The 25,659-nt window shown below is 48.1% G+C and carries 20 protein-coding genes, 2 tRNA genes, 1 riboswitch and 1 other annotated feature; of the genes, 3 read left to right on the forward strand and 19 right to left on the reverse strand.

The genetic code is table 11. From position 1 onward, the window contains the following. Positions 1-9: 9 nt before the first annotated feature. From ilvB to H6A32_RS04020, 5 genes are all read right to left on the reverse strand, one after another. Positions 10-1,728, reverse strand: coding sequence for a biosynthetic-type acetolactate synthase large subunit (gene ilvB / locus H6A32_RS04000; RefSeq protein WP_087168300.1), 1,719 nt, complete (start codon positions 1,726-1,728; stop codon positions 10-12). Between the two features lie 122 nt (positions 1,729-1,850). Then, positions 1,851-2,103, reverse strand: a binding site (T-box leader). Positions 2,104-2,173: 70 nt separating this feature from the next. Beyond that, entirely contained in the window at positions 2,174-2,674 is a 501-nt protein-coding gene (locus H6A32_RS04005; protein WP_087252569.1) for a dihydrofolate reductase, read from the reverse strand. A gap of 18 nt (positions 2,675-2,692) precedes the next feature. Further along, entirely contained in the window at positions 2,693-3,541 is an 849-nt protein-coding gene (thyA, locus tag H6A32_RS04010) for a thymidylate synthase (protein ID WP_087168304.1), read from the reverse strand. 25 nt (positions 3,542-3,566) lie between these two features. After that, on the reverse strand, positions 3,567-4,133 hold the full coding sequence (locus tag H6A32_RS04015) for a folate family ECF transporter S component (protein ID WP_207651995.1): 567 nt from the start codon (positions 4,131-4,133) through the stop codon (positions 3,567-3,569). A 69-nt stretch (positions 4,134-4,202) separates the two neighbouring features. Beyond that, positions 4,203-4,300, reverse strand: a riboswitch (THF riboswitch). A 54-nt stretch (positions 4,301-4,354) separates the two neighbouring features. Then, positions 4,355-4,999 (reverse strand): pentapeptide repeat-containing protein, encoded by a 645-nt coding sequence (locus tag H6A32_RS04020; RefSeq protein ID WP_204863816.1) that lies wholly within the window; start codon positions 4,997-4,999, stop codon positions 4,355-4,357. 115 nt (positions 5,000-5,114) lie between these two features. Here H6A32_RS04020 and H6A32_RS04025 point away from each other — a divergent pair. Continuing rightward, positions 5,115-5,187 (forward strand) — tRNA-Gly (locus H6A32_RS04025). A 26-nt stretch (positions 5,188-5,213) separates the two neighbouring features. After that, positions 5,214-5,286, forward strand: a tRNA-Gly gene (locus H6A32_RS04030). Positions 5,287-5,448: 162 nt separating this feature from the next. Here the strand turns inward: H6A32_RS04030 and aspS are convergent. The 11 genes from aspS to H6A32_RS04085 form a co-directional block, all read right to left on the reverse strand. Then, a complete protein-coding gene (gene aspS / locus H6A32_RS04035) occupies positions 5,449-7,260 on the reverse strand; it encodes an aspartate--tRNA ligase (RefSeq protein ID WP_087252631.1) in 1,812 nt (603 codons plus the stop codon). A 26-nt stretch (positions 7,261-7,286) separates the two neighbouring features. After that, the gene (gene hisS, locus H6A32_RS04040) at positions 7,287-8,561 is read right to left on the reverse strand and encodes a histidine--tRNA ligase (protein WP_087168307.1); all 1,275 of its coding nucleotides are present in this window, start codon (positions 8,559-8,561) and stop codon (positions 7,287-7,289) included. After that, complete coding sequence (gene hemZ / locus H6A32_RS04045; protein ID WP_330616787.1) at positions 8,552-10,015, reverse strand: coproporphyrinogen dehydrogenase HemZ; 1,464 nt, start codon at positions 10,013-10,015, stop codon at positions 8,552-8,554. The genes hisS and hemZ overlap by 10 nt, the downstream gene beginning before the upstream one ends. Positions 10,016-10,033: 18 nt before the next feature. Then, a complete protein-coding gene (locus H6A32_RS04050; protein WP_087168309.1) occupies positions 10,034-10,660 on the reverse strand; it encodes an MBL fold metallo-hydrolase in 627 nt (208 codons plus the stop codon). A gap of 22 nt (positions 10,661-10,682) precedes the next feature. After that, entirely contained in the window at positions 10,683-13,001 is a 2,319-nt protein-coding gene (locus H6A32_RS04055; protein ID WP_087168310.1) for a RelA/SpoT family protein, read from the reverse strand. A gap of 156 nt (positions 13,002-13,157) precedes the next feature. Beyond that, complete coding sequence (gene recJ, locus H6A32_RS04060) at positions 13,158-14,975, reverse strand: single-stranded-DNA-specific exonuclease RecJ (RefSeq protein ID WP_330616788.1); 1,818 nt, start codon at positions 14,973-14,975, stop codon at positions 13,158-13,160. Between the two features lie 22 nt (positions 14,976-14,997). Further along, positions 14,998-17,145: a protein translocase subunit SecD gene (gene secD, locus H6A32_RS04065; protein WP_204863817.1), complete on the reverse strand. Its 2,148-nt coding sequence runs from the start codon at positions 17,143-17,145 to the stop codon at positions 14,998-15,000. Between the two features lie 17 nt (positions 17,146-17,162). After that, positions 17,163-18,578 (reverse strand): thioether cross-link-forming SCIFF peptide maturase, encoded by a 1,416-nt coding sequence (scfB, locus tag H6A32_RS04070; RefSeq protein ID WP_087168374.1) that lies wholly within the window; start codon positions 18,576-18,578, stop codon positions 17,163-17,165. 92 nt (positions 18,579-18,670) lie between these two features. Continuing rightward, positions 18,671-18,814 carry a six-cysteine ranthipeptide SCIFF gene (scfA, locus tag H6A32_RS04075; protein WP_008976445.1) on the reverse strand — a complete coding sequence of 48 codons (144 nt, stop codon included), beginning with the start codon at positions 18,812-18,814 and terminating at the stop codon, positions 18,671-18,673. A 76-nt stretch (positions 18,815-18,890) separates the two neighbouring features. Further along, positions 18,891-19,262, reverse strand: a complete 372-nt coding sequence (locus H6A32_RS04080; RefSeq protein WP_087168312.1) for a TIGR04086 family membrane protein — start codon at positions 19,260-19,262, stop codon at positions 18,891-18,893. A 60-nt stretch (positions 19,263-19,322) separates the two neighbouring features. Further along, on the reverse strand, positions 19,323-19,874 hold the full coding sequence (locus tag H6A32_RS04085) for a stage V sporulation T C-terminal domain-containing protein (RefSeq protein WP_087168313.1): 552 nt from the start codon (positions 19,872-19,874) through the stop codon (positions 19,323-19,325). A 152-nt stretch (positions 19,875-20,026) separates the two neighbouring features. Here H6A32_RS04085 and H6A32_RS04090 point away from each other — a divergent pair, with 152 nt between their 5' ends. Next, positions 20,027-20,473, forward strand: coding sequence for a GatB/YqeY domain-containing protein (locus H6A32_RS04090; protein WP_087168314.1), 447 nt, complete (start codon positions 20,027-20,029; stop codon positions 20,471-20,473). A 19-nt stretch (positions 20,474-20,492) separates the two neighbouring features. Here the strand turns inward: H6A32_RS04090 and H6A32_RS04095 are convergent, their stop codons facing one another. Genes H6A32_RS04095 through pth form a run of 3 tightly spaced genes read right to left on the reverse strand, consistent with a single transcriptional unit; the run spans position 20,493 to position 25,627 of the window. Further along, entirely contained in the window at positions 20,493-21,638 is a 1,146-nt protein-coding gene (locus H6A32_RS04095; RefSeq protein ID WP_191427472.1) for a peptidylprolyl isomerase, read from the reverse strand. Between the two features lie 29 nt (positions 21,639-21,667). After that, positions 21,668-25,039, reverse strand: coding sequence for a transcription-repair coupling factor (gene mfd, locus H6A32_RS04100; protein WP_118635815.1), 3,372 nt, complete (start codon positions 25,037-25,039; stop codon positions 21,668-21,670). An 18-nt stretch (positions 25,040-25,057) separates the two neighbouring features. Beyond that, positions 25,058-25,627 (reverse strand): aminoacyl-tRNA hydrolase, encoded by a 570-nt coding sequence (pth, locus tag H6A32_RS04105; protein WP_087168317.1) that lies wholly within the window; start codon positions 25,625-25,627, stop codon positions 25,058-25,060. Between the last annotated feature and the right edge of the window lie 32 nt (positions 25,628-25,659).

A 25,659-nucleotide genomic window follows, 5' to 3' on the forward strand; every position in this document is an offset into this window, starting at 1 on the left:
CCTCCTTCTCTAGCAGTCCATCAGCATCTCATGGAGCGTACCGTTTGGCTTCACCATCGGGTAGACCACTTCTTCCGGATCGATGATGAATTCGATCAGTGTCGGTACCTTCGTCTCTTTTGAGGCTTCCAGAAGTGCCGCCTCGATATCCTCTTTCTTCTCCACACGCATTCCCTTTGCCCCGTAGCTTTCTGCAAGTTTCACAAAGTCCGGTGTATATTCCGGCAGCTTTTCATCCCCGCGGCGCAGAGCAGCCCCTGCAAGAAGATTGGTCATGGCGTAGCGTTTGCCGTAAAACAGCTTCTGCCACTGACGCACCATTCCAAGGTAGGTATTATTCAGAACACAGATAATAATCGGCAGCTCTTCGAGAACCGCTGTGGCAAATTCCTGAATATTCATCTGCATGCCTCCATCACCGGAAATAACGATCACCGGTTTATCCGGATTGCCGATCTTTGCTCCGATTCCTCCCGGGAATCCATATCCCATCGTGCCAAGTCCTCCCGACATCAGAAGGCGTTTCTTCGGCGTAATCTCCGCATACTGTGCCGCGAACATCTGATGCTGTCCTACATCCGTTACAATGATTCCTTCATCAAAAACATGATTGATTCCCTCGATAATATCCTGCGGAAGCATGACATTTCCCCTCTTCTTCATCTGAAGCGGGTGTTCCTGCTCCCAGCCCTGAATTTTCTCCATCCACTCTTTTGTATCCTTCTCTTCCGCGTACTCCAGCATCTTTTCGATTGCTTCCTTTGCGTCCGCTACAATCGGCACATCCACATGGATATTCTTGGAGATGGACGCCGTATCAATATCGATATGTACAATCTTTGCGTTCGGCGCAAACGCGTGCAGCTTTCCTGTGATCCGGTCATTGAATCTTGTACCGATGGAAAACAGCACATCGCACTCTTCCACCGCCATATTAGCCGCGTAGGCTCCGTGCATACCAAGGTTTGCCACATAATACGGATGATTCGTCGGGACAGCGCCTCTTCCCATTACCGTTGTGACCACCGGAATTTTCGTCTTTTCCACCAGTCTTGTAAAGGCTTCATTGGCTTCCGCAATATTCACTCCGCCTCCTGCAAGAAACAGCGGTCTCTTCGCGTGGTTTAACAGCTTGACCGCGCGTTTTAACTGGCCGATGTGAACGCTGGTGTTTGGCTTATAGCCGCGGATATTGACCTCTGACGGATATTCCGGAGAGCCAAGCTCACCCATCACGTCTTTCGGAAGATCTACGAGAACAGGTCCCGGTTTCCCGCTTCTTGCGATGTAGAACGCTTCTTTTATAATTCTTCCCAGATCTTCTCTTCTATGTACCGTCACTCCGTATTTGGTGATGCTTCTTGTAATTCCTACAATGTCGACCTCCTGGAATGCGTCATTTCCAATCAGATGCCGCGCCACCTGTCCTGTAAAACATACAAGCGGCACACTGTCATAGTTTGCCGTGGCAAGACCGGTTACCAGGTTCGTCGCTCCGGGTCCGCTTGTTACAAGGCAGACCCCGACCTTGCCCGTTGATCTTGCGTAAGCATCCGCCTCGTGAACCAGCGCCTGCTCGTGTCTTGGGAGAATGATCTTGATATCTCCCTGTTTATAAAGCTCATCGCTGATATCAATCGTACATGCCCCCGGATAACCAAAGAGCGTATCCACACCTTCTTCTTTTAATGCTTTTACAAGAAGCTTGTTTCCACTGATTTTCCTCATGCCGTTTCCTCCTTTTCCTTCTCCTTGTCAAGGCTCTCTATTCTTCCCTGCATCTGTACGGAAATTTTATTCCCCAGGGCATCCGAAAAGACTTCCTGTAGAAAAAAACGCCCTAAGCCTTTGCTTAGGGCGAATAACTCCGTGATACCACCTAACTTCAGAATTTCTCTGCACTCAACCAGTACTTTCATACTGTTTCCCGATAACGCTGGAACAACGTCGGAGCCTAATCACATCTTACTTCCTGCATCGGATAAGACCTTTTCAGTCCGCTGTTCATGGGCCAGTTCCCACCCGCCGTCACGAAGACTTCCACCACCCGCCTTCTCTCTTTGCATCCGGCCGGGAGGTACTCCTCCCACTCACTACATTTCTCTGTCTCGTTAAAGTAATTATTGACATTATACGGGGTGGGGATATCTGTTGTCAAGCTTTTTCTCCGGCATCAGTCTTTTGTAGTTCTTTTTCTGTATCTTGTAAATATGTATTCCAGATCAAAATATGTCTGCTCGTCAGACTCTCCTTCCAGGATCCAGTCTTCCTCTTCATCCAGATTCGGGAAATATGTATCCGCGTCATAGGCATGGTCCGTCTTTGTCACATAAGCCTCGGTACAGTACGGGAGCATCATCCGGTAAACGCTCTCCCCTCCGATCACATAGATACTCTCATCCGGATACTGCTTCAGTTCCTCCAGAAGTTCCTCCAGACTGTGTACTACAACTGCTCCTTTTACCTGAAAATGCGCGTCTCTTGTAAGGACGATATTCGTTCTGTTCTTCAACGGCTGTCCGCCAGGAAAGCTTTCCAGGGTCTTTCTGCCCATAACAACCACGTTTCCTGTTGTTGTCTCCCGGAAAAACTTCATATCTGCCGGGATGCTGACAAGCAGCTTGTTTTTATTCCCGATAGCCCAGTTTTTGTCTACATTCACAATCAGATTCATCTGTGTGCCTCCTCTTCTTTATACCGCAATCGGAATATTTTTAATCTGCGGTCCTGTCGCATAATCATCCAGACGGACGTCATCCGGCGTAAAGTCATAGAAATCTTTTACATCCGGGTTCAGCCAGAATTTAGGCGCTTCGTGCTGCTCTCTTGAAATCAGCTCCTCCACAAGCGGAATGTGACGGTCATAAATGTGCGCGTCCGCGATCACATGAACAAACTCGCCCACCTGCATGTCACAAACCTGCGCCATCATATGCATCAGCACCGCATACTGACAGACATTCCAGTTGTTTGCCGCCAGCACGTCCTGGGAACGCTGGTTCAGGATTCCGTTCAGCACCAGTTTTTCACTGTCCGGACGCTTCGTCACGTTGAAGGTCATGCTGTATGCACACGGATACAGATTCATTTCATGCAGATCCTGATGAACATAGATGTTGGTCAGAATCCGCCTGCTGTACGGATTGTGCTTCAGATCATAGATAACACGGTCTACCTGATCCATCATTCCTTCCTTATACTGATGTTTCACTCCCATCTGATATCCGTACGCCTTTCCGATGGATCCGTCTTCATCTGCCCAGCTGTCCCAGATATGAGGTTTCAGGTCATGGATGTTGTTGGATTTGCGCTGCCAGATCCAGAGCATCTCATCGGTACAGCTCTTGATCCCTGTTTTCCGAAGGGTCAGTGCCGGAAATTCTTTCGCAAGATCATACCGGTTTACAACCGCAAACTTTTTGATCGTATAGGCAGGTGTTCCGTCTTCCCACTTTGGCCGCACCTTTTCTCCTTCTGTACTTGTGCCGTGATCGATAATGTCTCTGCACATGCTGACAAATACCTGATCCGCATAACTCATATTGCTACCTCCGTTTTTCTCCATTTTAATTTGATTTCATCAATGCAAATACTTTTGCTCTGGATAATGTCCGTACTACGAGATAAAACAGCACCGTCTCCACCGGCACCATCACCATCTGTTTCAGAAGTCTTGCCGGAAGCAGCGCCGCAAAGGAACTTCCGTACATGACAGTAAGCCAGTACGTGTTCAGACAGGTGTTGACCAGAACTGCGACAAGTACTTTCGCAAATACAATCCGCCCCACGGAAAGCGGCTTCCGGTACAGAACCATTCCATAGAGGATGCCGCCCGCCACGGCACTGATGGTAAATCCCGGAAAAAAGGCTCCCGTCGGCTTTACCAGATACTTCAGAATATCCGCCGCTCCCGCGACAATACCGCCCACAGACGGTCCAAACAGCATTGCTGCCAGTTCATTTGGCAGGAAGGAAAATCCGATCTTCAGAAAGTCCGTCACCTGCACGGTTCCAAAAAATCCCAGCACCACAGCGAGTGCCAGAAGCATCGCTATGACAACCATGGTATGGCTGTCTTTGAGTTCACGGGCTGATTCCCGGAACATGTCTCGTAGTTTCTTGCATTTTTCCATAAAAATATACCTCCTTTGCAGTAGTCCTTTTGCCACGCACAGCAGGTATATCAATCTCTGTCTATGTGCAGCAGCGGGATGCGAAATATGTACCGCAAGAAATTTCTTTTCGTCCACCGGCAACTCCCCGTCCGAATGGCACTTAACGCACATATTTCTACTCTGCCTGTTCATTTCGTCTCTGATTATAGCACGAAGTCCTCTGATCGTAAAGAGATTTCTCAGTATGCCATTGCCTCCTCTCTCGTCATCCAGAAATGGATCCCATGAGTGGAGTCTTTCCACCGGTCTTCTGTAAAAGAGTCAGCGTATACCCACTCCCCTTTCCGGTAGACGAAGTTTTCATCCACCAGCGACCATGCCTCATCAAATTCCCTTGTGCCGTCAAAGTTTCTGATTGTCAGTACTTTTGCCTTATTACACCGGCATGTCGGACCTGTGGCCGAGCTCCGCTTTGCATCTGCCGGAACAAGGAGCTGTACAATCCGGTCATACACACATTTCTTGTATGCTACAAACGCTCCTTTCTCCGGGCAGCGCATAGGATACCCCACGGTTGTCTCATCCATGCGCGCCCCGGTCAGGTCTGCATTTTCCAGTGTTGAAAGCCGGATATCCGCACCCCGGAAGTCTGCATTTTTAAGACTGCATCCCCGAAGGTCCGCCCCTTGCAAATCTGCCCCGCAAAATTTTGCTCCTTCCAGATCACAGTCCCGGAATCTTGAATTAGAAAGCCTGCACCCTGTAAAGTCGGCATTCCGGAAACTGACGGCGGTAAAATCTCCCCATTCCAGGATTTTACCACTCAGATCGATTCCGTCCATCCTCCTTTCATTCCATACTGTTTTTGTACTGTTCTGCTCCATTTTGACACCCCCGGTTCTTTGTAAATTCTATTTAAAATTTTTTTAAAAAACATGTTGACATTTCTTTTCTTTTATAGTATCATACATTTTGTTCCGAGTGAACAAAAAACATTAAGCGACAGTGGCTCAGTTGGTAGAGTACGACCTTGCCAAGGTCGGGGTCGCGGGTTCGAGCCCCGTCTGTCGCTCTTCTTTTTCAAAATTTGATATTCATGCGACAGTGGCTCAGTTGGTAGAGTACAACCTTGCCAAGGTTGGGGTCGCGGGTTCGAGCCCCGTCTGTCGCTCTTAAAACACGATTCAAATGAATCGTGTTTTTTCTTTTCTCAGACAGCTGTATCCCCGAAACCTGTATGCCAGATACTCTCAGAACAAAGGACAAAGTTTTCTGTTAATTGAAAAGGATGCTGCAGTTTCCCACAACACCCTTTTTCTTCTTTCTCACGAAATTACTCTTCTGTTTCCGCTTCCGCCTCTTCTTTTCTGATGACACCGATTCCCAGCTCTTCCAGCTGTTTTACTGCTACTTCAGACGGTGCCTCCAGCATCATGTCTGATGCATCTTTCACCTTCGGGAATGCAATGACATCACGGATGCTGTCTTCTTTCGCCATGAGCATGACAAGACGGTCCAGTCCGTAGGCAAGTCCTGCATGAGGCGGTACCCCGTACTTGAACGCATTCAGAAGGAATCCGAACTGCTCTTCGGCCTCTTCTTTTGTAAATCCGATCACTTCAAACATCTTTGTCTGGATGTCATTCTGGTGGATTCGGACACTTCCTCCGCCGAGCTCGGTTCCATTTAATACAATATCGTATGCTTTCGCGCGCACTCTTCCCGGATCACTGTCCAGATACTGAAGATCCTCCTCCATCGGCATGGTAAACGGATGGTGCATTGCCACGAAACGGTTCTCGTCTTCATTCCACTCAAGCAGCGGGAACTCTGTTACCCAGAGGAAATTGTACTGGCTCTTGTCCAGAAGATCCAGCTGTCTTGCAATTTCAAGACGGAGATTTCCAAGTACATCCCATACAATCTTATTCTTGTCAGCCGCAAAGAGCAGAAGGTCTCCCGGCTGTCCGTCCATTGCCTGGATCAGGGAAGCCATTTCCTCTTCTGTCATGAATTTTGCAAAGGAGGATTTCACGCTTCCATCTTCCTGAATCGCAATATATGCAAGTCCTTTTGCACCATATCCTTTTGCAAATTCTACAAGCTTATCAATCTTTTTACGCGGCATTGCACCCTGTTCTTTGGCATTGATTCCGCGGACGCTTCCGCCCTGCTCCAGAGCTCCGGTAAAGACGCCGAATCCGCAGTCCTTTACGATCTCGCTGACATTGACAAGCTCCATTCCGAAACGGGTGTCCGGCTTGTCGGAACCGTAGCGGTCCATTGCATCCTGCCATGTCATTCTCTGGATCGGAAGCTTTACATCCACATCCAGAACTTCTTTAAACAAATAAGCAAGGAGACGCTCGTTGACTTCCAGAACATCATCTACATCAACAAAGGAAAGCTCCATGTCGATCTGTGTAAATTCCGGCTGGCGGTCTGCACGGAGATCTTCGTCCCGGTAGCATCTTGCAAGCTGGAAATAGCGGTCGCATCCGGAGCACATCAGCAGCTGCTTTAATGTCTGAGGAGACTGCGGCAGCGCATAAAAGCTTCCCGGATGTACACGACTTGGTACCAGATAGTCTCTTGCTCCTTCCGGTGTACTCTTTACCAGTGTCGGTGTCTCGATTTCAAGGAATCCTTCATCTGCCAGGAACTGTCTCGTCAGTGTGGCGATCTGGCTTCTCATGCGGAGATTCCGCTGCATATCCGGTCTTCTTAAGTCCAGGAACCGGTATTTCAGACGCAGTTCTTCCTTTGTCTTGCTGTCTTCCTCAATCGGGAACGGCGGAGTCTCGGACTCGGACAGGATCCGAAGCTCTTTCACACGTATCTCGATGGCCCCTGTAGCAAGATTTTCATTGACAGCTCCGGAACGTGCCTCCACGGTTCCTACTGCCGCAATGACAAACTCGCTTCTGAGCTTTCCTGCTTTTTCAAATCCTTCTTCATCGATACTTCCGTTCTCAAATATCAACTGCAGGATCCCGGAGCGGTCTCTTAAGTCAACAAAGATAATACCGCCTTTATTTCTGTTCTTCTGCACCCACCCCATGACGGTGACGGTCTCACCGATATTCGCTGTGCCAAGTTCTGCGCAACGGTGGGTCCTTTTCAGGCCTTTCATTGATTCTGCCATTTTCTCTTCCTCCATTTATTCTTGCTCTATTCTTCGCTCTTTGGCGCAAATTCCCGTACAAAGCACTCTGTCACATCCGTGTAGCCGTCCTGCGCAAGCTGCTCTTTCTGGAATTTCTTGTTTTTCTTCATATTGGAAACAAGAACCTGACATCCCTTTGCCCGTTCTTCTTTCGCAAGCTCCAGGATTCGGGTAATGCCTTCCGACGGCATTCCTTTTTCAATCAGGAATGCTTTCTTTTCCTTCCTGGTCGGAACCTGATAGCCGCTTTCTAAAAGCAGCAGGACAATCCGCTCGAATCCGATGGAAAATCCACATGCCGGCGTATCCTGTCCCGTAAACTTTCCGATCATCTTGTCGTAGCGTCCGCCTCCGCCTACTGATCCTCCGAACTCATCCATGGAGATCTCAAAAATCGTACCGGTGTAGTAGGACATTCCCCTGACAAGTGTCGGGTCAAAGCTCATCTTGAACTCCGCTTCTTTTACCGCTTCCACGCTGGAAATGATCGTCTCCAGACCGTCTGCCACTTCCGGATCCAGAAATCCATCAAGCTTCTCTTTCAGGTAACGGATACCTTCCACATCACGTGTCACTTCCTTGAACAGTGTCAGGTAAGTCTCCACAACCTGTGCTTCATATCCCGCTTCTTTTAACTCGCTTTCCACACCTTCCAGACCGATCTTGTCCATCTTGTCCAGAATGATGAATACTTCGTCAAAGCTTTCCGGAGCAAATCCACTGAAAGCAGCCATTGCCTTTAAGATCTGTCTGTCATTGATCCGGATAGTAAAGTTCTTGAAATCCAGTTTTCCGAGGAGTGTACTTGTGGCAAGGATCAGCTCGATCTCCGCAAGATTGGACGGCTCGCCCAGGATGTCGATATCGCACTGCATGAACTGGCGGTATCTTCCTCTCTGCGGACGGTCTGCTCTCCACACATTTCCGATCTGCAGTGCCTTAAACGGAGACGGCAGTTCATTCGCGTGATTTGCATAATATCTGGAAAGCGGCAGTGTCAGATCGTAACGGAGTCCTCCGTCCACCAGATCCGCCTCTGTCTTTGCTGTCTCCAGATTCAGCTTCGCCCCTCTTTTTAAAATTTTGAAGATAAGCTGCTCATTTTCTCCTCCCTGTTTGCTGAGAAGATTATCAATGTGTTCCACACACGGAGTTTCAATCGAAGAAAATCCAAATGTGCGGTATGTCTCTTTGATCATCTGTATCACATAGTCACGGATTTCCATCTCTCTTGGGAGCATATCGTTCATTCCGGTGACCGGTTTTTTCTTTAACGCCATAGCCATTCTCCTTTTCGCTCTATCATCTCGTCAATCCGGGCAATGTACTCGTCCACATTTTTCACATTTTCAATGCGGATCAGATTTGTCATCTTTTTCTTTTTGCTGCCCGGCATCTCTACTTCCTCCGGGAGGACAATCTTCGTGGAAGCACCCGCTCCCGCCGCAATAATCGACTGTTTTTCCTCCATAATTAGTATATTGTAAATTCCCGCTTTGTCAACCTCTGCATATCCGACATTCTCAAAATTTCCGGCCATATTTTTCTGGCGGTACAGATAGTACGGGACAAGCCCCATCTCCTCCGCGCACCGGTACGCCGCATCGATCATGGCCGTCAGGTCTTCTGCCGAAAGCAGATGACCGGTAAAGCCTTCTCCGCTTCTCTGTTCCTGGCGCAGTCTCGATGCCCGCTTGATGGCAAGGGCATGCACCGTCAGACTGTCCGGGTGAAGCTCCCGGATCTGCCGCAGCGTATCTTCCATATCTTCCGGCGCCTCCCCAGGCAGTCCGGCAATCAGATCCATATTGATATTCTCAAAGCCGAGTTCCCTGGCCAGACGAAACGTCTGCACCACATCCTCCACTGTATGCCTTCTTCCTACCAGATCCAGTGTCTTCTGCTGCATGGTCTGAGGATTGACTGAAATCCGGCTGATTCCGTGGTTTCTTAAAACCTCCAGCTTCTCCCTTGTGATGCTGTCCGGCCGCCCGGCCTCCACGGTAAGCTCCAGAAGATGTTCATAGGAAAACTGCTGCTCCAGATGAGTCAGCAGACGGTCAAGCCGGGATGCACTAAGGGATGTCGGCGTCCCGCCTCCCAGATAGATCGTATTGAGTTTTTTCTCTTTGGAAACATCTGCAATATAGGAAAGCTCCCGGCAGAGCGCATCCAGGTAATCGTCCATCCGATCAAGATACTGCGCAATCGGGTAAGAAGTAAAGGAACAATATGCACAGGTTGTCGGGCAGAACGGGATTCCGATATAGAGACTGTATCCATTCTCGTAATCCAGTCTGGACAACAGCTCCTTTTCCCTTTTTGCAATTGCCAGTCCCAGTTCCGCCTTTTCTTCCGAGACAAAGTGCTCCTTTTCAATCCAGTTCAGAATCTCCTGATCCGGCACTCCTTCTTCTAATTTCTGCATGAACATTTTGGTCGGCCGCACCCCGGTGAGACTTCCCCACGGCAGTTTCTTTCCTGCCATTTTACTCAGTTTCTCATAAAGTGCACTTACTACCAGATGCTTTCTCCTGCTTCTGTCCATCTGCCCGATTTCACCTTTCTCTCCGGCCAGGCTGACACAAAAACAAGAATCACGGTCTGTCTCGATCCTGACCTGTGACTCTTGCTCTTCATTAACCTGCTGTTCGATTTCTTCGTCCGGATAAAAAGCTTTCAACAGATGATACGCGTCATATGTGTATAAAGTATCATTACATGTCAGCTTCATCATAGTCTCTCCCGCGTTTTATTTTCTCAAAAACGGATTGTATTTTTTCTCTTCTCCGATGGTGGTCGCATCCATATGACCAGGCAGGACTTTCGTCTCATCCGGAAGACAGAGGAGCTTTTCCTCAATCCCGCGTACCAGATCTGACATGCTTCCTCCCTCAAAATCCGTGCGTCCTACAGAATGGTGGAACAGAGTATCCCCGCTGAAGAGAATTCCCTCATCCGCCAGATAATAGCAGACTCCGCCCGGCGTATGGCCCGGCGTAAAAAACACCTGAATGTCAAAACCGGCGATGTGGAGCATTTCTCCGTCTTTTACATAGACCGCATCGGAAAACGTGTATCCGTTCGTATAGATATCGGACTGATTCCAGTGGGCATCCTGTAAAAGCGCCGCTTCCCTCTCCCCTGCGTAAACCGGCACATCATAGACCTTCCGGAAATCCTGGATTCCCATAATATGGTCAAAATGTCCGTGGGTCAGGAGAACAGCCTTCATGTCAAGGCCCTCCTCCTGAATAAAGTTCATCAGCTTTTTCGGACATGCTGCCGGATCGACCAGCACGGCCTCTTTTGTGTTTTCATCGTATAAAACGTAGGTATTTGTCCCGATAATGCCTGTTACAAATGTCTGAATCTTCATCTTTTTTTGCCCCGGCCTTTCTTTAGCCCGTCGTCCTTTCTATATCAATTACATTTTCAATCTGTCTGAGCTTGCCTACAAGGCGTCCCATCTCTTCTTTTCCTCTTACAACAAATCCCATCTCCACGGTAGATACGCCCTTCTTGCTTGTGCGCACATTCATCGTCTTGATATCGATCTCCGCCTCGGTAAAGACTTTGGAAATCTCCATCAGCATACCCGGCTTATCTTCCACAAACATTTTGATTTCCGCAAAATATTTGCCTTCGGAAGTTTCCGCAGCATCGGCCTCCCATTCTACCGGAATGAGTCTTGCTCTCTCTCTCTCTGTCAGATGAAGGACATTGATACAGTCTGTCCTGTGAATCGTAAGACCCCTTCCTCTGGTTACAAATCCTACGATCTCATCGCCCGGAAGCGGATTACAGCATCTGGAAAAGCGCACCGCCATGTCATCGATTCCTTTGACAATGACACCGCTTTTCGATTTTGCGATGTGTACCACGTTCTTCGATGCCTCTGCTACCTTTTCAAGTACAGCCTCATCCGTAATCTCCTGTCTGTGGTCTTTGTTATATTCTTCTGCAAGACGGTTAACAATCTGACCTTCTTTCAGTCCGCCGTGTCCGATTGCCGCAAGGACGGAATCCCAGTCCTTGAAGCCGTATTTCTGCTGCACGATCTGCTGATATTTCGGTTTCATCAGATTACCCTGCTCATAGCCTTTGGCCTTGCAGTAGGAAATCAGCATTTCTTTTCCTTTGACAATATTTTCTTCTTTAAACTGCTTTTTGAACCACTGGTTGATCTTGTTCTTAGCCTGCGTGCTCTTGACAATATTCAGCCAGTCGCGGCTCGGTCCCTTGGAATTCTGAGAAGTCAGAATCTCGATGCGGTCGCCGTTCTGAATCTTGTAGTCTACTTTGACAAGTTTTCCGTTGACTCTTGCCCCGACCATTTTATTTCCCACCGCACTGTGGATCGCGTATGCAAAATCGATCGGCGTGGAACCGTTCGGAAGATTTTTGACATCTCCATTCGGGGTGAAGCAGTACACATCTTCCGCGAACAGATCCAGGTCTCCTTTGATCAGATTCAAAAACTCCCGGTTATCCGACATGTCTTTCTGCCAGTCGAGGATCTGGCGGAGCCAGCTTAACTTTTCTTCTTCCTGAGCCTTGATATTCTTCTTTCCGTCATTGGACTCTTTGTATTTCCAGTGGGCTGCGATTCCGTATTCGGCCGTCTTGTGCATCTCCTTTGTACGGATCTGAATCTCAAACGGCTGTCCGACGGAACTCATCAGCGTCGTGTGAAGTGACTGATACATATTCGGCTTCGGCATGGCAATGTAATCTTTAAACCTGCCAGGTACCGGTGTATACATCTCATGGATCACGCCGAGGGCCGCGTAACAGTCTTTCACCGTGTCAACAATAATCCGTACTGCAAAAAGATCGTAAATCTGGTCTACCGTCTTATCCTGATTAACCATCTTTTTGTAGATACTGAAGAAATGCTTGACTCTTCCATTGACTTCCGCCCTGATATGGGCATTTTCCATATGCTGTGAGACTTCCCTTACAATCTGAGCCACAAACTCTTCCCGCTCGGTCTTTCTCTCATTAATCTGCTGCACCAGGTCATAGAAAATCTCCGGATGGAGATACTTAAGCGCAAGGTCATCCAGCTCTGTCTTCACTTTGGAAATACCGAGTCTCTGGGCGATCGGAGAATAGATGTCCATCGTCTCTTTCGCTTTTTCCTTCTGCTTCTCCGGCTTCATAAACTGCAGCGTGCGCATATTATGAAGGCGGTCGGCAAGCTTGATAATGATGACACGGATATCCTTTGCCATGGCGAGAAACATCTTTCTTAAATTCTCCGCCTGCATTTCAAGCTTATCCGAAGAATAGGAAAGCTGTCCCAGCTTTGTAACACCATCCACAAGAAGCGCTACTTCCTCTCCGAATTCTTTTTCAATATCCTCTTTTGTAACCTCGGTATCTTCTACCACATCATGCAGAATGCCGGCCGCAATCGTTTCCTTGTCCATCTCAAGCTGTGCCAGAATAATGCCTACCCAAAGAGGATGAATGATATATGCCTCTCCGGATTTTCGGAACTGATTTGCATGGGCCTTGCTCGCCAGCTGATATGCTTTTTCAATCAGCGAAACATCTGCTGACGGGTGATATTTATGGATATGCCCGATCAGATAACGGTACAGCTCATCCGGGTCCTGATAGTCCTCAGGCTCTTTTACAGCATGGCCGTCCACAATCCGCATCCCCTGGCGGACTTCTGTCGTAACTTCTTCCGGTCTGATTTTTTCTGCCATATCATTCCCCTCCTTTACCTGTTTCTTCACTGCTTTACTCTCAAATATTATGTCGTTTTTTGGAATATATCTTTTAGTATATCATTATTTCCAGAATGTGTAAAGCAGAGCATTCTACAGGTTTTTCGCGTAATCCTGCCTTTTTTCTTATCAGTATTACCGATAATCGAGAATTGTAATCTGAAGCGTCCTTCTTCCCATGTAATCGTTGATTCCCGGATAGTAAGTAACATCCATCAAAATCGGATTTCCTCTTCCATATAAAAGATGGTCTTTTGCATCCGGTCCGTACTTTTGTGACAGACAGGAAAAGAAGGTCTCCAGATCACCAAAAAAGATGGCATCCATAGTGGTGTGGTCCGCATCTTCTACTTCCAGTTTCAACACATTTTGATGCTTTCCGATAACCCGTCCCCGCCGAAAAAGCAGCTTTCTCCGGGCAAACACCGGTTTCGTATTTCCTTTTCCAAACGGCTCCAGAAGAGAAAGTTCCTGCACAAAATCCTCGGTAATCTCACACAGAGGAAGCTGCATGTCGATCACAACTTTCTCCGTCAGGTCTTCTTCCGTCATTGTCGTATTTTCGTTCAGTTTTTTCCGAAGAGACAGAATTTTTTCTTCCGGGAGCGAAAGCCCCGCTGCCAGACGATGTCCGCCGAAACGTGTCAGAAGATCTTTGCATCTGCTCAGCTCATCGTACATATGGTAGGTTTCAATCGACCGCCCGGAGCCTTTTGCTCCTTCTTCTGCCTTTGTCAGGACAAACACCGGTTTGTAGTACCGCTCCCGCAGACGTCCTGCCACAATTCCCGCTATGCTTTCATGACATTTTGGCAGATACACCACAAGTACTTTATCCTCCTTTAATCCGGTTGTCTCCACCTGGACCACCGCCTCTTTCACTGCTTCCTCTGTCAGATTCTTCCGGCTGTCATTGAGAGCTTTCAGATCTCCCGCCAGAAGATCCGCTTCTTTTTTTGTCTTTGCGCACAGAAGCTCCAGTGCCCGTCTGGCTGTATCCAGACGCCCCCCGGCATTGATGCACGGTCCGATCACAAAGCCGATATGATAGGCAGACAGTCGGTCCGTATGGACTCCGGTACATTCCATCAGCGCGGCAAGTCCCGGATTTTTCGTTCTCTTCAGCATTTCCAGCCCCTGTTTTACAAAAATCCGGTTTTCGTCGGTCAGATCCATAACGTCTCCTACCGTCGCGATGGCTACATTTTCCATCAGATAATCCACATCTTCCGGATCTCTTCCCATGGCATTGTAAAGTGCCTCGACCAGCTTGTAGGCCACAGCTGCTCCACACAGTCCTTTGAACGGGTACAGGCAGTCCTCTCTTTTGATATCCACCACCGCGTCGGCAGGCGGAATCAGGTAGCCACGTGTACCGTCTTCGTATTCTTCATACGGCACTTCATGATGGTCTGTTACAACGACAGCCATTCCCATACTTTTCCCATACGCGATCTCTTCGCGCGCTGCGATTCCGTTGTCACATGTCACAATCGTATCAATATTGTCATCCAGCGCACGGTCAATCAGATCAATATTTAACCCGTATCCGTCCCTGACACGATCCGGGATGTCATAATCCACTTCTGCGCCCAGTCCTTTCAACCCCTCCAGAAGAATATATGTAGCATTGACTCCGTCAATGTCATAATCTCCGATAATGCGGATACTCTGTTTCTCCACAATCTTTTCCTTCAGAAGATCCACCGCCTTATCCATATCTTTCATAAGCATTCCATCATACAGATCCGCGATGGTTCCATTCAGATAACGGTCAAAAGCCTCCTCTCCGATAATATCCCGGTTGCGGATCAGCGCCGCTGTTCTCGGCCGGATCCCAAACCGTTTCCCCAGCTCTGTAAAATTTCCTCCCTTTCTAAGCAGTACCCAGTTTTTCATCGATTGTATTCCTCCAAAAAAGCAAAAGGATGCCGCAAGATCCATACTTTCCATCCTGCTGCATCCTTTTCATGTTTTATTTCTTCTTTCCGGTTCTTGTCTTCATAACGTACCAGAGTGCTCCCGTGATACATACGGAAGAATATGCACCGCACACGATACCGACCATCAGAGGCAGTGCAAATTCTCTGACTGATGTGACACCAAAAACAAAGAGCGCAAACACCATAATAAACGTCGTCAGAGAAGTATAGATGCTTCTTGTCAGCGTCATTGTGATACATCTGTTTACAAGTTCGGCAAGTGGTTCTTTCTTCCTCCGCGCTTTCAGCTCCTCCCGGATCCGGTCAAATATTACAATGGTTGCATTGATCGAATATCCTACAATTGTCAGCATGCACGCAATAAAGGTACTTCCGACTGTAATACGGGATACGGCGTAAAAGGCAAGCACGACGAGGACGTCATGAATCAGGGCCGTCACCGCGCTTGTGGCAAACCGGATGTCCTTAAACCGGAACCAGATATAAAGAAGCATGCAGACTGTGGAGATAATCACCGCAACGACCGCATCCTGCCTCATCTCCGCACTGATCGTAGAACTGATGCTGGAATAGGTAATGTCCGAATCCGACACCTGGAACTCATCAGCCAGTGCCTGATTTAATGCCTCCCTCTGGTCAAGATCAAGGGCTTTCGTCCGGATGACAATCTCAGTGCTTCCTTTCACCTTCTGTGTCTGTACTTCCGAGTCTCCGGATGCTTTCTCAACCACCGGAACAATCCGGGATTCAATTTGCGAAATCGAATAATCTTTCCGAAAATCCACTGTCGTGGATGTTCCTCCCCGGAATTCCAGACTGTAGGCCAGCATACCGTTTTCTTTCACATGATGATATCCCATCACGGCAAATCCGGCAAGGATCACAAGCAGGGAAACAGCAAAGCAGATCTTTCTCTTTCCAAGGAAGTCTACCGGCTTTCTTTCCTTCATTTTCTTTGCATAGAACTTCTCGTTCCGGATTCCCACCGCATAGAACGAATTGATGATCATCCGTGTAATTACCAGCGCGGTAAACATGGAAACGACGATGCCAAGAGCCAGTGTCTGCGCAAATCCTTTGACCGTTCCCGATCCCCGAAACCAGAGTACCGCTGCTGCAATCAGCGTCGTGACATTTCCGTCAATGATTGCGGAAAGTGCCTTGTGAAATCCGCTCTTCAGCGCGTTCTGCACACTCTTTCCGGACGCGATTTCTTCCCTCACCCTTGCAAAGATAATGACGTTTGCATCCACAGCCATTCCAATGGACAAAATGATTCCGGCAATTCCCGGAAGGGAAAGAGTGATGTCAAATGCGTTCAACAGCACCAGCACCAGTCCGGTATAGATCAGAAGTGCAAGCCCTGCAGCAAGTCCCGGAAGCAGATAAACAGCAATCATAAAAAGGATGACTGCCGCAAGTCCGACTGCTCCTGCCAGAAGACTTGTACTGATTGCCTCCCCGCCAAGCTGGGCTCCCTGCACCTGTGAGTTGAGCTCTTCCAGTTCCAGGGAAAGACCGCCGATCCGGATTGCGGAAGCAAGCTCTTCGGCTTCTTCATAACTTGCCATTCCGTCAATATAAGCGGTATCCACAGTAATAGCTTCATTCACAGTCGGGGAGCTGATTACCTCGCCGTCATAGATAATGGAAATTTCCTTTCCGACATTCTTCTCTGTCGCCTCGGTAAACTTTTCTTTTCCCTGCTCATTTAACTGAAGCTCTACCGTATATTCATTTGCTCCTGTCGTCTGGTTCTGACCGCTCATCGCCTTTGCGGTTTTAATGTCGCTTCCTGTCAGAACCGTCTCGCCATCTGCTGTCTGAAATTCCAGCGATCCCGGCTGTCCAAGCTCTTCCAGAATCTCATTGGCATCCGACACTCCCGGAATGGAAATGCTGATACGATTGTCTCCCTCCTGGTATACATTCGCTTCCGTACTGTATGCTTCTACTCTCTTCTGCAGTTTGTAGATAGTGTCCCGCATCTCTTCCGGCGACGGGTTTTCCTCTTTTGCCTGATAGGTAATGCTGACCCCGCCGGCCAGATCCAGCCCGAGTTTGATGTTTTCCATGGCACCGCTTTGGGAACGGCCCCATCCGATGGCTGTCGTATATACCAGCAGTCCGATTATAAGGACTGTCACAATCAATCCTGCGATCCCTCTGCTTTTCTTCACACTTTACATCCCCTTCTCTAAGCTTCTTCGCTCTCTCCGGAGTTGTCCGCCAGCGCCGCTTTGATCATGATGGCGCATTCCACACGTTTTCTTTCCATCTCGCATCCGATGTCATATGCATCATTCAGATTTCCCTCAAAATGGTATGCATTCGCCATACATCCGCCGCTGCAGTAGAACTTCGCAAAGCAGTTTTTACATTTTTCTTTTGAGTAGACATTACAGCACCGGAATGCGTCCGCAATCTCAGGCTTTGTAATACCCTCATCTACATTTCCCATCAGGAAATCCTCATCTCCTACAAACTGATGACAAGGATAGAGGTCTCCCCACGGTGTTACAGCCAGATATTCGGTTCCCGAACCGCATCCTGACAACCGTTTAGCAAGGCACGGTCCGCCTTCCAGGTCGATCATAAAATGGAAGAAATTAAATCCATTCCCTTCTTTTTCTCTCTGAATCATATATTTTGCGAGTTTATCATACTCCTCAAAAATCTGAGGCAGGTCTTCCTCCCTGATTGCGTACGGGTCTGTATCATCACCGACAACCGGCTCGATGGACATCTGCTGAAATCCGAGATCTACAAAATGGCGCACATCCTCTGAAAAATCCAGGTTCTGTCTCGTAAATGTACCGCGCACATAGTATTTCTGCTGGTTTCTGCTCTCGGCAAGTTTCTGGAACTTTGGAACAATCAGATCGTAGCTTCCTTTTCCATTCCGGAACGGACGCATCCGGTCATTGACTTCCCTTCTTCCGTCCAGGCTCAGCACGACATTGTCCATCTCCTTGTTGATAAACTCCTGAATTTCATCATTCAGCAGTACGCCGTTCGTCGTAACAGTAAAACGGAAATGTTTATCGTGAATCTTCTCCTGCTCTCTTCCATATGCCACAAGATCTTTGACAACCTGCCAGTTCATCAGCGGCTCCCCGCCGAAGAAGTCTACTTCCAGGTTTCTTCTGCTTCCGGAATTTGCGATCAGGAAATCCAGCGCCTTTTTCCCTACTTCATAGGACATCATCGCACGTCTTCCATGATATTCGCCCTCCTCGGCAAAACAGTATTTGCACGCCAGATTGCAGTCATGGGCAATATGGAGACAGAGCGCCTTTACTACTGTCTTTCTTTTCATGACATCCTGTATACAGGACTCATGAGTATCCGGTGCGAAGAGCTGTCCTGCCTCCGCTAGTTCAGCGAGATCATCGAGCACCTCGTCAATCTCCTGCGGATTATATTTCTCCTGATACTGTTTTTTGATTTTTTCCTTTGTCTCACCCTCCCGGATGGTATCGGCTGTCTGCTCCGGATTCATCGCGGTCAGTGCTGCGATCAGATCGTATCCCATCTGATCTACGACATGGACACATCCGCTGTTAACATCCAGAACGATATTATATCCATTATTCTGGTACTGATGGATCACTTTGTGTACCCCTTTCTCTTTTTTCTGTAGACATCAAGAGACAGCGACCAAATAGCCGCTGTCCTGTAATTTCACTTATAAGTCCTGTCTGCCTATTTCTTCTGTTCGCAGGTCTGGTTTCCTACTGTGCAGGAAGTCTTGCATGCTGACTGGCAGGATGTCTGGCATTCTCCGCATCCGCCTTTTTTCATTGTGTTGTTTAAAGTCTGTGTATTTAATGTTTTAATGTGTTTCATCCTGATTTCCTCCTTATGCATTTTGCTAGAAATTATTATATCATAGGCGGTTTCTTTTTTAAAGCCTTTTTTTCGTTTACGACAGCATTCCGCCAAGCATTCCTCCTGCCGCACACAGTATCAGCGTTGTCACAATCTGCATCGTATCGCCCTGAAGGGTGTGATATACACCAACGGACACCAGTACCAGGAGCAGAAAATATAGCATTCCAAGAATCAGTCCCCAGATAAATTTCCGTACTTTCTGCAGCTTCCCGATCAGAAAACCTCCCGCAAACGCGGACACAACATAGATACCGGTAATTCCTGCCGTCACTTTTCCTTTATCCAGATTCAGCTTATAAAGCAGCACCGCCAGCACCAGAAGCAGGATTCCCGTAACGATGTAGGATACCAGAAGTGCCTGAAAGATCCGCATGACCCCCGATTTTTGTCCTTTTACTCTCATCGCATCCCCCTTGTCCCGTTTTTCTAAGACTATTGTATGATGCGGATTTTCTCTTTATGACTACGTTTCCATCTGACTTCCAAGAAATGCAGCCGCGCACTGAGCCAGTTTCTGACAGATTTCTTCGGAAATGCCTTTTTGCCGCTCCGGTCTGACAAAAAGAACTGATCCGATCACATCGCCTCCTGCCAGCACCGGACAGACAAAAATTTCTCCATAGTCCACCATCTTTTCTTTCAGAAAATTGATACCGGATCCCCCGCTGTGGCTTATGGATACCGCTCTCCGTTCTTCCAGAAGACAGACAAACTCCTCTGATACCTCCTGTTCTGCTACATCTTTTCTCCCTGTTCCGGAAGCAGCAATCACCTTTTCCATATCCGTAATGCAGGAAAGCATTCCCGATGCCTGTGCCAGACTCTCTGCATAGTTCTGCGCAAATGTATATATTTCTCCAAGTGGAGAATACTTCTTCAGAATAACCTCGCCGTCCTGGCCCGTAAAGATTTCCAGCGGAGTTCCCTCGCGGATTCCCAGTGTTCTGCGTATTTCTTTTGGAACAACCACCCTTCCAAGATCGTCGATTCTTCGCACAATTCCCGTCGCTTTCATTTCTGTAAAGTTCCCTCCATTTCACAAATCAGCCGCTTTTTTCCGGCTTTCACATAAGGCTAGTATCTGCAAAAGGAAAATTTTTATTCTGTTTGCACTTTTTCCTCAGAGATAGTAAAATAGAGAAAAACGTTTAGGAGGTCCATAAGGCTATGAGTAAAATCGATGATGTAAGAAAAGAAATGGTCGCTGCCATGAAGGCCGGCGACAAGGCAAGAAAAGAAACTCTGTCTTCTCTTCTTGCCGCTCTGAAAAATAAAGCAATCGACAAGCGGGAAGATCTGACTGAGGAAGAGGAAGTACAGGTTGTCTTAAAGGAGATCAAACAGACAAAAGAGACTCTGGAGATGACCCCGGAAGACCGTACCGAAATCATTGAAGAATGCCGGGCACGGATCGCGGTTCTTGAAGAATTTGCCCCGAAGATGATGGATGAAGAGGAGATCAGATCTGTCATCGCCTCTGTTCTCTCTGATATGGGTCTGGATCATCCGACTGCAAAAGACAAGGGAAAGATCATGAAAGAGCTGATGCCGAAGGTCAAAGGAAAAGCCGATGGCAAACTTGTAAACGAACTTGTCAGCACATTTTTTGAATAAAAGACAAAAATGAAGCAGCCTATTCGGCTGCTTCTTCTGTATTATCTGTATTTTCGGAATCAGTGGATTCTCCACTGTCTGTGCTGTCGGAAGTATCTTCTCCATCTGTGTTTTCTGAAGAGCCTTCTGTACTGCCGCTGTCTTCTGAGCTGTCCTCTGTCTTCAGGGCAACCCCCTGACCGTTAAAGTCGATCTTTTCCCAGACATCCTTGTTTTCCTTGATGTCAGTGTCTTCTTTCCAGCCATCAAGGATCTCATTGTATCGCTCAGACTCACGTTCGGAGATGATCTCCTGTTTCTTGCTGTCCGTTGCGCTCTGATCAAATGTGGATGTCACCTTTGCCACATAGTATCCGGTATCTGTCTCTATCACATCAGTTACCTGGCCTGCTTCCAGTTTGTCCGCCGCCTGAATGAGCTCCTCATTCGGGGATGTCGTACTGGAGTCAAACGTCAGATCCACTGCTGATTTCTCCTGATCCTCTGCGGCCTGACTGAAATCTGTGCCGCTGTTCACCGCGTTCAAAAATGTTTCCGCCTTCGCTTTTGCCTCTTCCTTTGTATCTGAAGTATTTTCGGAATCACTTTCTTCGGATTCCTCCGTATCCGAGTAGGTAAATGCTACATACTGCAGCGCTTTCTGGGCAGCCTCCTCATCGGAAACATTCCGGTCCACATCTTTTAGCATCTCAGTCTGTACTTTCTGCTGGATTGTAAAGAGTTCCAGAACCTTCTGCACCGTCTCCTTGTCGCCAGAAATCACATCCCGGACCTCCGCATCGTTTGCCTCTACAAACTGGTCCGCAGCATCTTCAATCGACTTCTTTTCTTCGTCTGTCAGTGAAACGCTGTAATCACCGGCATGCTCGTTAACCAGATAGAGTTCCTCCAGCGACTGCATGATCGTCTCCTTGGCCGACTCTTCATAAGTCGTTCCTTCCTCAACCTCGGTTGTCCACATGTTTTCTCCCAGCATAGAGCTGTAATAAGTCTCATACATTGCCTGCTGATATCTTGCAAAGAAATTTGCCACATTTCCTTTAATTTCTGTATCTCCCACGGTCGCAACGACATCGCTGTCTTCAATCGTCTGCTGTCCGCAGCCTGTCATTGCTCCTGCTGCCACAGCGGCAGTCAAAAGGACTACTGCCAAACGCTTTTTCATACTGTCAAAAGCCTCCTTCGTATTTCTAACTACCCTATTATATCCGGTTTTTCCTGGACAATCAATGTTTTTATATCATTTAACAGATTTTTCACGACTTCCAGAATATCCGGGTCCTTTTCCTTCCGGTTCCGCTTTTTCTGCTCATAGAGAAAATACGGCGGCGTATCATTCTTAAAAACAAGTTCTCCTTTCCTGCGCTCCAGAAGTTTCGGTATCTCCTCGCCACGTACCTTCGCCCGCTCATACATGGTGATCTTCAGCGTCTGCCCTTTCTGCTCAATCGAAGTCACATACACGGAATGTGCAAAGGCTTTCAGCCTTGCAATCAGGATCAGCTTCTGTACCTTTTTCGGAATGTCTCCGAACCGGTCAATCAGCTCTTCCATCATATCATCCATCTCTTCTTCGGTCTCAATCAGCGCGATCCGTTTGTAGATATCCAGCTTCTGATATTCATCCGGAATATAGGAAGCCGGAATAAAGGCATCCACATTCAGATCCACCGTTGTTGTAAAGCTTGCGGCTTCTTCCTGGGAAGTGCCCTGTTTCATGTTTTTGACCGCTTCATTGAGCATCTTACAGTAGAGGTCATACCCGACCGCCTCCATATGACCGTGCTGTGCTTCTCCAAGCAGATTTCCTGCTCCCCGGATTTCCAGATCCCGCATGGCAATCTTGAATCCAGATCCAAGATCCGTAAACTCCCGGATCGCGGCAAGCCGCTTTTCCGCAACCTCTCTGAGCAGACGGTCTCTCCGGTAGAGAAGAAAGGCATAGGCCATCCGGTTGGAACGCCCGACTCTTCCTCGCAGCTGGTATAGCTGGGAGAGCCCCAGTTTGTCCGCATCATGGATAATCATCGTATTGGCATTGGAAATATCAAGCCCGGTTTCAATAATAGTCGTGGAAACAAGCACATCGATATCCCCGTTGATAAAGTCATACATGATCCGCTCCAGCTGATGTTCCCTCATCTGCCCGTGAGCGTAGGCAACATTTGCCTCCGGAACAAGGCTCTGGACTCTGGCCGTGATCTCCGCAATATCCTTGACTTTATTATAGACATAGTACACCTGCCCCTGTCTGGACAACTCTCTTACAATTGCCTCCCTTACCATCTCATCCTGATATTCCATGACATAGGTCTGGATCGGCATCCGGTCCATCGGAGCCTCTTCCAGCACACTCATATCCCGGATTCCAATCAGGCTCATATGAAGAGTTCTTGGAATCGGAGTAGCTGTCAATGTCAGGACATCCACATTTTCCCGCAGTTTTTTGATCTTTTCCTTGTGCTGCACTCCAAACCTCTGCTCCTCGTCGATCACAAGAAGTCCCAGATCTTTGAAGCAGACGTCCTGACTCAAAATCCGGTGGGTTCCCACCAGAATATCCACCTGACCTTTTTTCAGGTCTTCCAGCGTCTTTTTCTGCTGGGAAGGGGTACGGAAACGGCACATCAGATCCACCCGAACCGGGAAGTCTTTCATCCGCTGAACAAGGGTGTTATAATGCTGCTGCGCCAGAATGGTGGTCGGTACAAGAAATGCCACCTGCTTATTCTCCTGCACCGCTTTAAAGGCCGCCCGGATCGCCACCTCGGTTTTTCCAAAGCCAACATCTCCGCAGATCAGACGGTCCATGATCTTGTGGCTTTCCATATCCTTTTTTGTCTCTTCGATGGCCGCTGCCTGATCGTCTGTCTCCTCAAACGGAAACATCTCCTCAAATTCTTTCTGCCACACCGTATCCGGCTCATAGGCATAGCCTTCCTTTTCCTGCCGTGCGGCATAGAGCTCCACCAGATCTCTCGCGATCACCTGTACCGCTTTACGGACTCTTGTCTTGGTACGCTCCCAGTCCTGTCCGCCCAGACGGTTGAGTTTCGGTTTCTTTGCATCCGCCGATGCGTATTTCTGGATCAGATCCATCTGGGTAGCCGGGATGTAGAGATTTCCGCCTCCTGCATAGGAAATCTTCATGTAATCCTTCTCAATCCGGTCTATCTCAATTTTCTCGATTCCCTGATAAATTCCAAGCCCATGATTCTCATGAACTACATAGTCCCCCGGCTTTAAGTCGGTAAAACTCTGGATCTTTTCCCCTTCGTAAATCCTTCTTCGCTTCTTTTTCTTCTTTTTCCCGAAAATATCGGTCTCCGAAATCACGGTAAACTTCAGCATCGGGTACTCATACCCAACTGCCACATGACCGTAGGACACAAGAATTTCTCCCGGTTTTACCAGTCTTTCGGGATCTTCATCATAAAAACTGTTCAGATCATAGTCCCTGAGATCTTCCGCAAGCCTTCTTGCCCTTGTCCGGGAACCCGAAAGCAGAATCACCCGGTACCCGTTTCGCTTCAGCCTTTTTAAGTCTCTCGTCAGCACCTCAAAACTGCTGTTATACGGGTTCACGTTTTTAGCCAGAATGCTGTATACATCCCGGACCAGAAATTCTTTTACTTTTCCCTCCAGTGCTGTAAATCCGATACTGTGATACTGATTGATCAAACCTGCGATCTCATGGACTGGAAAGATCCTGATGTCTTTTTCTCCTTCCGGAAGCTTTTCTTCTTCCTCTCTTCGCTCCCTGGCCTGCCGGACTTCCTCCTCGATGACTTCTCCACGTTCGTAGAGTCTTGCCGGCTCATCCAGAAACAAAAGCGTCTCTTCCGGACGGAAATAGCGCAGGAAAGAGACCTCCTCCTGCTCATCCGCCTCATCCCGGGCCGGATACACCGTGATCTCCTCCCTGTTTTCTATGGATCTTTGTGTCTGGGCATCGAAGGTACGGATCGAATCAATCTCATCGTCCCAGAATTCAATCCTCACCGGCATCTCCTCTGTCAAAGGAAAGATATCGACAATTCCTCCACGCACCGCAAACTGCCCCGGCCCTTCAATCTGTACTTCCCTGTCATATCCCATTGCGGATAACCTTTGAACAAGTTCTTCCAGATCTGACGTCTCCCCTGTGCGGACAGAAAAAACTTCCTCATCGATCTTCAACGGTGGACGTACCCCGTCCATCAACGCGCCGATCGTTGTAATAACCGTTACATTTTCCTCTTCTTTCAGTGCGCGGAATACTTCCATCCGCTGCTTGACCAGATATTTTCCTCTGATATCCGCCCGATAAAAGAGGAAGTCCTTCGCCGGATAGAACAGGACTTCCCCATCCAGAAACTGATATTCTTCAAGAACTTCCTTTGCCTTTTCTTCATCTGCAAGAATATAAAGAATCCTCCGGCCGTCTCCAGAAAGAGCATACGCAAGATGGCTTTTCTGCGAACCGGTACTTCCGGCAATCTGAATCATCCCTTTTCCCCGGTATTTTGTCTTCTGAATCGTCTCGAATTCCGCAAGCTCCAAAAGAGGTTCCGTAAAAGCCTTCATTGTGTTCTCCTCCTTCCATCAGCCTTTCCGGTTAAACTGATTCATCGCTTCGTCAATTTCTCCAAGTCCGGCCATTCTGACGGCCTGTACTGCCTTTTCATATGCCACTTCCATCTTCTCTTTCTCTTCCTTTGAGAAATGGCCCAGTACATAATCCGCCAGATCATAGCCCTTCGGCTTCTCCCCGACACCGACCTTCACACGCATGAATACATCGTGCCCAAGGTGGGCGATAATATTTTTAATTCCGTTATGTCCGCCGGCGCTCCCCTTTTTCCGGATCCTGAGCTGACCCACATCCAGACTGATATCATCATATATAACAATCAGCTCCGTGGCCTCATCCACCTTATAATAGTCCACCAGCTCCCGGATACTTTCCCCGCTTAGATTCATAAAGGTCTGGGGTTTTGCGAGAATCACTTTTACGCCGTCGATAACCCCTTTTCCGATCAGCGCCCGGTGTTTTCTTGTATCAACTGCTATATGGTATTCTTTCGAAATTCGGTCTATGACATCAAAACCGACGTTGTGCCGTGTGTCTTCATACTTTGATCCCGGATTTCCTAATCCTGCGATAATAAACATGCATCTCTACCTCTCTTTTTCGTATTTTTCTA

The organism is Drancourtella massiliensis, from assembly GCF_016900655.1.
Taxonomy (GTDB): Bacteria; Bacillota; Clostridia; order Lachnospirales; family Lachnospiraceae; genus Sellimonas; species Sellimonas catena.

Coding starts and splice junctions, on each gene's coding strand:
- ilvB (WP_087168300.1), bottom strand. CDS start 1,728: ATGAGGAAAATCAGTGGAAACAAGCTTCTTGTAAAAGCATTAAAAGAA.
- H6A32_RS04005 (WP_087252569.1), bottom strand. CDS start 2,674: ATGAATCTGATTGTGAATGTAGACAAAAACTGGGCTATCGGGAATAAA.
- thyA (WP_087168304.1), bottom strand. CDS start 3,541: ATGAGTTATGCGGATCAGGTATTTGTCAGCATGTGCAGAGACATTATC.
- H6A32_RS04015 (WP_207651995.1), bottom strand. CDS start 4,133: ATGGAAAAATGCAAGAAACTACGAGACATGTTCCGGGAATCAGCCCGT.
- H6A32_RS04020 (WP_204863816.1), bottom strand. CDS start 4,999: ATGGAGCAGAACAGTACAAAAACAGTATGGAATGAAAGGAGGATGGAC.
- aspS (WP_087252631.1), bottom strand. CDS start 7,260: ATGGCAGAATCAATGAAAGGCCTGAAAAGGACCCACCGTTGCGCAGAA.
- hisS (WP_087168307.1), bottom strand. CDS start 8,561: ATGGCGTTAAAGAAAAAACCGGTCACCGGAATGAACGATATGCTCCCA.
- hemZ (WP_330616787.1), bottom strand. CDS start 10,015: ATGAAGCTGACATGTAATGATACTTTATACACATATGACGCGTATCAT.
- H6A32_RS04050 (WP_087168309.1), bottom strand. CDS start 10,660: ATGAAGATTCAGACATTTGTAACAGGCATTATCGGGACAAATACCTAC.
- H6A32_RS04055 (WP_087168310.1), bottom strand. CDS start 13,001: ATGGCAGAAAAAATCAGACCGGAAGAAGTTACGACAGAAGTCCGCCAG.
- recJ (WP_330616788.1), bottom strand. CDS start 14,975: ATGGAAAGTATGGATCTTGCGGCATCCTTTTGCTTTTTTGGAGGAATA.
- scfA (WP_008976445.1), bottom strand. CDS start 18,814: ATGAAACACATTAAAACATTAAATACACAGACTTTAAACAACACAATG.
- H6A32_RS04080 (WP_087168312.1), bottom strand. CDS start 19,262: ATGAGAGTAAAAGGACAAAAATCGGGGGTCATGCGGATCTTTCAGGCA.
- H6A32_RS04085 (WP_087168313.1), bottom strand. CDS start 19,874: ATGAAAGCGACGGGAATTGTGCGAAGAATCGACGATCTTGGAAGGGTG.
- H6A32_RS04090 (WP_087168314.1), top strand. CDS start 20,027: ATGAGTAAAATCGATGATGTAAGAAAAGAAATGGTCGCTGCCATGAAG.
- H6A32_RS04095 (WP_191427472.1), bottom strand. CDS start 21,638: ATGAAAAAGCGTTTGGCAGTAGTCCTTTTGACTGCCGCTGTGGCAGCA.
- mfd (WP_118635815.1), bottom strand. CDS start 25,039: ATGAAGGCTTTTACGGAACCTCTTTTGGAGCTTGCGGAATTCGAGACG.
- pth (WP_087168317.1), bottom strand. CDS start 25,627: ATGTTTATTATCGCAGGATTAGGAAATCCGGGATCAAAGTATGAAGAC.